We start from the raw sequence: 7,378 nt of genomic DNA on the forward strand, positions 1-7,378 counted from the left end.
GTGTTTGCTCAAGCTAAATATTCAGCTTATTGACCAATTTGCTTTAAGCGCGCTTCGATCTCTGTAGCAGGATAAGCACCTAACATTTTCGCACCATCCGCAAAAATAATAGCAGGTGTACCATTTAAACCCAAAGTACGCGCCAATTGAATATTACGCTCAATCGGATTTGCACACGTTTTACTACTGGTGGGTTGTACGCCTTTACTAATCAAATTAGTCCAAGCATAAGCTGGGTCTTTTTCACAAAACACTTGTTTAGACGGCGCTACAGATTGTGGCTTTAAAGGCAAAATAAATGTGTAAATAGTGACATCATTCAGCTTATTCAATTCTACTTCAAGTTGTTTGCAATACGGGCAATTTGGGTCAGAAAAGATCGCCAACTGGCGCTTACCAGTACCTCTTACAGTTTTAACTGCATCTTTGAATGGCAGGGCTTTCCAATCCACTTGTCCTGGTCGATACATAAGTGATTTGGTTAAGTTTTCCTGATCCTTAAGACGAATCATATTACCTGCCAATACATATTCTGCATCTTCAGTGATATAAACAACCGTGTCTCCAGCATAACCGCTATAAATTCCAGGCACTTCAGTTTTTTTAACTTGTTCGATATTTAATGCAGGATAGTTTTTTACCAGCAAAGCTTGTACAGAAGCTGCATCTGCCAACGCCCATTGCGACATTATACCCGCAATAATTAAGGCACAGGTCTTTTTGATCATTACGTTCACCACGTCATTTTTATGTTAAAGATTCTACTGATATTTATTGATTAGTTCGAAGTTTATTTTCAAATCCTTACCCAATTGCAACATCGTTTCACGTGGAACATACTGCTGTAGCCAAAACTTGAATAAAAATATGCATCATAAAAATAAATCCAAAGAAGCAGAGACTTGTTCATTTGAAAGAATTACTCATATACTCCCTTATAGTATATGAGTAAGGAATCAAACATGAGCCATTTACACCAAGATAAGAAGCTTTTAAACCGTGTCAAACGACTCCAAGGTCAAATGAATGCGGTAGAGCAAGCACTGCAGCACCCAGAGGCCGAGTGTATCAGCGTACTGCAACAAGTTGCTGCCATTAAAGGCGCCGTACATGGCTTAATGAATGAATTAATAGAAGCGCATTTACGCCATCATGTAATTGGCACACAGACTGAAACTAATGAAGAAGAATTGGCTGAGTTTATGCAACTCCTGAAACGCTATAGTTAAGATTTTACACAGGATAAATTGACCCTAGACACAGATCGCCAGTACACTGAGCAAACACCCGCCCATTTCTCATGTTCTGCATTTTTTAGTCAGAAATGAGCCTATAAATGCGACCTGTTTCATGACAAATTCTCAATCTTGGCGCCCATTTATAATGGTTAGCCTTGCCCTGATTATGGGTACCATCGGCACAGCACTTGCCAGCCCGTTGTATCCAATTTATCAGGAACTTTGGCATTTGCTACCGAGCCATATCACCTATATTTTTGTGGCTTATATGTTTGGTTGTCTGGCAACACTGCTATTTTTAGGCCGCGCCAGCAATAGTTTTGGCTTTCTTAAAACTTTACAAGCAGGCATGATTTTTGTCATTGCTGGCCTAGCACTCTCTGCCATCGCTCCAAATGCACTGTTTTTATCCTTCGCACGCTTTTTAGTCGGTATTGCTTCTGGCCTCATTAGTACTTCAGCGATGCTCGGTCTGATTTACACCATTCCAACCAGCCATAAGCAAAGTGCACCACAAATGAGTTCGATTATTACCATTATCGGTTTTGGACTTGGGCCATTGATTGGCGGTGTAATTGCTCAGTTTTCTGCTCAGCCACTCATCACACCTTATCTTCCTATCATTGTAGGGGCGATTCTATGCTTGATTGGACTTTTTACAGTGAAGCATGTCCCTGCAGAAAAACAACCATTTTCAATTGCACCACATCTAGAATTGCCAGACAAAAAATATCACGGCCTGTTTTATATCGCAGGTTTTGCAGCATTCAGTGCCTTCGCATCTTTTAGCTTATTTGCATCCTTAGCACCGTCTTTTGTGAAAGATATTATTCCATGGCATGGCCCAATCGTCAGTGGTACATCTATTGCCAGCATTTTATTGGTATCAGCACTGTCGCAATACGCTGCCAAAAAAATGCTACCGCGCAAGTCGTTGAGATTGGGCCTCTCTACACTGATCGTGGGCTATATTCTGCTATCGCTCTGTGTTTCATTTCACTGGGGCGTGCTGTTTTTTATGAGTGTGTTCAGTGCTGGAATAGGGCACGGTTTGAGCCTACTGGGCGCATTTGGAATGATTCATAGTATGACTCAAACAGAGAATCGAGCAGCGGTGATGTCGACGTATTTGTTTATTGGTTATTTGGGCACAATTCTACCGATTATTGGTGTGGGGTACTTATCCGACCATTTTGGCTTTAGCATCGGTATTATCGGTTTTTGTATCTCAGTCGGTGCCCTGTGCCTCAGTTTATTGTTCTGCCAACGCAGCATGACCACGCCACTACAGCACTAAGCACAAACATACTTTCAAATAAAAGCCCTCAAATGAGGGCTTTTATTTTTAAAACAGCGAGGGAAACTGGCTTATTTTCCAATACAAAACGATCCAAAGATCTTGCCCAATAAGTCATCAGCACTAAAATCACCGGTAATTTCACCGAGTGCATTTTGTGCAAGGCGAAGCGACTCTGCGACCAATTCACCTGCGTGGTAAACCACCAATTGCTCACGTGCCTCTGCAAGATAGTGCTGAGTGCGCTTCATTGCGTCCAAATGGCGTGTTCGTGCAATAAAGGTATCTTCTTCTGGTTGGAAGCCTGCATGCGCTGTAACAGCATCTATCAGTGCTTGAACGCCTGTTTCTTGCTTCGCAGACACCGTAATATGGCGAAAGCCTTGATAATCGCTCAATGCTGACGTTGTTGCAGTTAAATCACATTTATTCCCAATCAACATTAAGCGCTTAGGCTCAATGTGTTCTGCAAAATAATCTTGCGCTAATTGTAGTGGATCTTCACCCTGACTTAAGTCATAAACCAAAAGCAATAAATCCGCCTGCTCAATTTCCTTAATCGCACGGCGTATGCCTTCTTTTTCAACCACATCACCCGTTTCACGCAGACCTGCAGTATCTGTTAGCGTAATAGGTAAACCATTCAGCGTGATTTTTTCATGTAAAACATCACGTGTCGTGCCCGCAATATCGGTCACAATCGCACGTTCAACACCTGCTAGAGCATTGAGTAAAGATGATTTACCAGCATTGGGTTTACCCGCAATCACCACTTGTAGGCCTTCACGGAGCAACTGTCCTTGGCGTGCTGATTGTTGCACAGCGCTGACAGAAGCACTCACCCCATCCAATAAACCTAAAATTTTACCATCAGCCAAAAAGTCAATTTCTTCTTCTGGAAAATCAATGGCCGCTTCTACATGTAAACGTAAGTGAATTAGATTTTCTAATACCGCATTCACTTTAGTTGAAAATGCACCTTGCAAAGAACGTACGGCCGAACGTGCTGCAGCTTGTGAGGTAGCATCAATCAAATCGGCAATGGCTTCTGCTTGTACCAAGTCCATTTTGCCATTTTCAAAGGCACGCATTGAAAACTCACCCGCTTTGGCAGCTACCGCACCGAGCTCTAGTAAGCGTGCAAGGAGTGCATTTTGAATGACAGGCCCACCATGACCTTGCAATTCAACAACGTCTTCACCTGTAAATGAATGCGGATTTGGGAAGCAAATCACCAAGCCCTCATCCATAATTTCGCCGTGAACATCTAAGAACTTACGAAAGCCTGCATAACGTGCTTTAGGCAATTCAGATTGGCACAGCGCCTCTGTAATTGCATACGATTTTGGCCCAGATAGGCGAATTACACCGACACCACCACGACCGGGCGGGGTTGCAATGGCAGCAATAGTGGTTCGGTTTTGCATAACATTCACCTAAAAAATTCTCAAATTACAAGCAAAGAAAAATCCGCCTAAGATTACCATCTTAAGCGGATTTATTCAGCCCATCAGCACTGCTTAGTTTGCTGAATCTGCGCCTTCACGTTTTAAACGGTCTTTTTCAACGCCTTTATTAATCAGGCCTTGTTGCAAGATCGTAATACTGTTGTTACAGATCCAGTACAGCACGAGGCCTGCAGGGAAGAACAACATAAATACCGTAAAGATGATTGGCATGATTTTGAACACTTTAGCTTGCATAGGATCTGCAGGCTGTGGGTTCAAACTTTGCTGGATAAACATCGTCAAGCCCATCAACAATGGCAGGATAAACCAAGGGTCCATTGCAGATAAATCTTGAATCCAACCTAACCATGGTGCATGACGAAGTTCAACTGACTCCATCAATACCCAATACAACGCAAGGAAAATCGGCATTTGTAATAACAATGGTAAGCACCCAGAAAGAGGGTTAACTTGCTCACGCTTGTACAAAGCCATCATTTCTTGAGAGAAGCGCATACGGTCTTCACCGAACTCTTCTTTCATACGTTGCATTTCAGGCGCAATCACACGCATTTTCGCCATAGAGCGATAGCTCTTCGACGACAACGGCCAAAGAATTAATTTCACTAGAATCGTCAATAAAATAATTGACCAACCCCAGTTGCCCACTAAACCGTGGAAGAACTGTAAGCCTAAGAATAAAAGCTTCGCAATTGGCCACAACCAACCATAATCTACAGTTTGGTTTAAACCAACAGCTAAATCTTTTAATTCAGACTGAATTTTTGGTCCTGAGTAGAATGTTGCATCTAATTCAGCAACCGTACCCGCAGGAACATTAATTGTTGGCGAAGTAAAACCAATGATGTTCATGTCATCTGTTGATTTACGTGATTCCAACTTCGCTGCATAAGGCTGACCATTGGCTTGCGTTAATTTAAGCTCGCCCGGAATCCATGCACTTACAAAATAATGTTGTACCACAGCAACCCAACCGCCTTTTGCTTCAACATTCAACTTTTCTTCATTGAAGTTAGCAAATTTTAGCTTGTTGTAATGCTCATCCGGTGTACCCCATGCGCCGCCAAGGAAGGTGCCCAAAGTGAAAATCCCTTGATCCGATTTACCTGGATCTTCTGAATTATCACGTTTGATTTGACCAAACATTTGACCTTGCCAATTTTGTGCACTGCGGTTCACCACTTTGTGATTCACAATAATCGGGTAATCACCTTGAGTGAACGTAAATGACTTGATAATTTCAATGCCATCTGCAGTTTTATACACCATTGGTACAGTAAGGACTTTGACCGCTTTACCATCTTTATCTTTAGACGCTTTTGCATCAGCTAAAGTATATGCTGATTTTTCAATCTCATAAGATGGTCGACCTGCACGGCTACTGTCGGGACCGTTTAGACCAATTAAGCCTGATTGTGCTACATACGTACGTTTTGCATCACTTTCGAGCATTACAAAAGGTTGGTCACTGTCTTTATTCTTGTCATGGTTGAGTAATTCAACACGAACAATATCACCACCCTTTGGATTAATCCAAAGATGATAAAGGTCAGTTTTTACAGAAATAAGCTGTTGGCTTACTGGTGCTGTTGCATCTGCTGTTTGTTGTGCTGGCACATTTGCTTGTGGCACATCAGTGGTCGCTGACGCCGCTGTTTGAGCATTTGGCAAATCGGCAGAGACTTCATGCGAAACAGCAGCAGCGGTTGGCTGTGCTTTAACTTCTGCATGACCGTAGTCTTTTTGCCAAGCCAAAATAAGCAAATAAGCGACAACAAACATGGCTCCTAGAATGGCAATCCTGGCCCATTGTTGCATATCTATTACCCCAAGTGGTTAGAGTGTTTTTGGTTCAATAAACGATCACGAAAGGGTACAGCAACGTGACGCGTTTGAGAATCTATTTGCTGAAATGAAATAAAACGAACTGCTTTGGCTGGCACTGGGTCATACCCTGAGCCACCCCAAGGATGACAGCGACAAATACGATGAACAGACAGCCAGACACCACGCACAGCACCATGCCGATGGATTGCTTCCAAAGAATACTGAGAACAGGTTGGAATATAGCGACAACGAGGCCCAAGTAAGGGACTAATCACTATTTGATAGAAACGAATGAACCAATGCAGTAGACGTACCATTGGTTGTCTCTACTTTTTCTGTGAGGAGGGAGCTGTTTTTGAATGCTTTTTGGCAATACGTTGAAGCTTTTGCCAAGCAAATTGTAATTGCTGATGCAATTCTGCATTTGGGACTGCTTCTATACCTACTTTAGGCATCACCACAATATCCAATACATCTAATTGCTGCTGATGCAAGCGAAAGCTTTCGCGAGCCAGACGTTTTACTCGATTTCTTTCATGTGCACGACGTACTTTTTTCTTAGCAACAACAATACCCAAACGGCTTTTAGGCTGTTCGGAAATTTTCGCAAGAAATAAGAAATGGGGCTGATGCACTTTAAAAAGCGCACCATCGAACACACTTTTATAGTCGTCAGCACAGTGTATGCGAACATCTGTGCTAAACCCATAAAGTGTTGTCATAACACCCAAGTCGTGTATAGCTTTAACAGATTAAACAGTTAAGCTATGACGGCCTTTTGCACGGCGACGAGCTAATACTTGACGACCAGCTTTAGTAGCCATACGAGCACGGAAGCCATGAACGCGTTTACGTTTTAGTTCAGAAGGCTGGAAAGTACGTTTCATATCGAAACTCCAAAAATGATCTTTCTATGAAGGTTCGCGATTTTAGTGCTCATTGCTTGAGCTGTCAATTAAAAACCAACTTTCTTTTAAAAACAAATTAAGTTAAGACAATAAAAGTGATCAAAATAAAAATGTGTTGTTTTATCGAATATCGGTTTACACACAGGATAAATCATTGTTTATTATGATAAAATAAGATATTAACAACTTTAACCACAAAGTTATCCACAATAAGATTTAAATTTAAATTCCAACTTAGTTTTAAATTTGAATTTAAATCGCAATCTTAGTTATCCCCAGAAAATCAAGTTTCTATAAATAAATTCAAATTTATAAATTTAAATTTATTATTATTAGTGTTGAGTTTTTCTGTGGAAATCGTATTTTAAAATATAAAAAACAAATGTTTAAATTGTGAATAACTATGTTTTTATTTTTTTGATACATTGTGGATAACTTTATGTTATATTTTATCCACAGCTTGCGGATAAACTTATCCACACACGGTTTAAATTTAAATTTATGATCTAAAAATGGCTTATTTGATTAATTTCTGCTGAATTGTTCATGACAGATGTGGATAACTTGGTTAGAATGGCGACCCGCTTTGCGGGCTAGCATATTTTTTTATTGGCACAATGGAATGAATAGGGGTTTCAC

8 protein-coding genes are annotated in these 7,378 nt (G+C 41.1%); 2 read left to right on the forward strand and 6 right to left on the reverse strand.

Annotation, left to right across the window (positions count from 1 at the left end; all coding sequences use genetic code 11):
* Window positions 1-26: 26 nt before the first annotated feature.
* Window positions 27-728: a DsbC family protein gene (locus C9E88_RS16075; RefSeq protein WP_106986179.1), complete on the reverse strand. Its 702-nt coding sequence runs from the start codon at window positions 726-728 to the stop codon at window positions 27-29.
* Window positions 729-962: 234 nt separating this feature from the next.
* On the opposite strand from C9E88_RS16075, the gene C9E88_RS16080 reads away from it, so the two are divergent.
* Together C9E88_RS16080 and C9E88_RS16085 are read left to right on the forward strand one after the other, a co-directional pair.
* Window positions 963-1,229, forward strand: coding sequence for a metal/formaldehyde-sensitive transcriptional repressor (locus C9E88_RS16080; RefSeq protein WP_106986180.1), 267 nt, complete (start codon window positions 963-965; stop codon window positions 1,227-1,229).
* 121 nt (window positions 1,230-1,350) lie between these two features.
* Entirely contained in the window at window positions 1,351-2,535 is a 1,185-nt protein-coding gene (locus C9E88_RS16085; RefSeq protein WP_106986181.1) for an MFS transporter, read from the forward strand.
* A gap of 71 nt (window positions 2,536-2,606) precedes the next feature.
* Here the strand turns inward: C9E88_RS16085 and mnmE are convergent, their stop codons facing one another.
* The 5 genes from mnmE to rpmH all read right to left on the reverse strand — a co-directional run bounded on the left by mnmE (window position 2,607) and on the right by rpmH (window position 6,718).
* Window positions 2,607-3,962 carry a tRNA uridine-5-carboxymethylaminomethyl(34) synthesis GTPase MnmE gene (gene mnmE / locus C9E88_RS16090; protein ID WP_106986182.1) on the reverse strand — a complete coding sequence of 452 codons (1,356 nt, stop codon included), beginning with the start codon at window positions 3,960-3,962 and terminating at the stop codon, window positions 2,607-2,609.
* Window positions 3,963-4,055: 93 nt separating this feature from the next.
* Entirely contained in the window at window positions 4,056-5,822 is a 1,767-nt protein-coding gene (yidC, locus tag C9E88_RS16095; RefSeq protein ID WP_106986183.1) for a membrane protein insertase YidC, read from the reverse strand.
* 5 nt (window positions 5,823-5,827) lie between these two features.
* Complete coding sequence (yidD, locus tag C9E88_RS16100; RefSeq protein WP_106986184.1) at window positions 5,828-6,148, reverse strand: membrane protein insertion efficiency factor YidD; 321 nt, start codon at window positions 6,146-6,148, stop codon at window positions 5,828-5,830.
* Window positions 6,149-6,157: 9 nt separating this feature from the next.
* On the reverse strand, window positions 6,158-6,553 hold the full coding sequence (rnpA, locus tag C9E88_RS16105; RefSeq protein ID WP_106986185.1) for a ribonuclease P protein component: 396 nt from the start codon (window positions 6,551-6,553) through the stop codon (window positions 6,158-6,160).
* A 30-nt stretch (window positions 6,554-6,583) separates the two neighbouring features.
* A complete protein-coding gene (rpmH, locus tag C9E88_RS16110; protein WP_000831329.1) occupies window positions 6,584-6,718 on the reverse strand; it encodes a 50S ribosomal protein L34 in 135 nt (44 codons plus the stop codon).
* Between the last annotated feature and the right edge of the window lie 660 nt (window positions 6,719-7,378).

The sequence above is a fragment of the Acinetobacter cumulans genome, assembly GCF_003024525.3.
Taxonomy (GTDB): Bacteria; Pseudomonadota; Gammaproteobacteria; order Pseudomonadales; family Moraxellaceae; genus Acinetobacter; species Acinetobacter cumulans.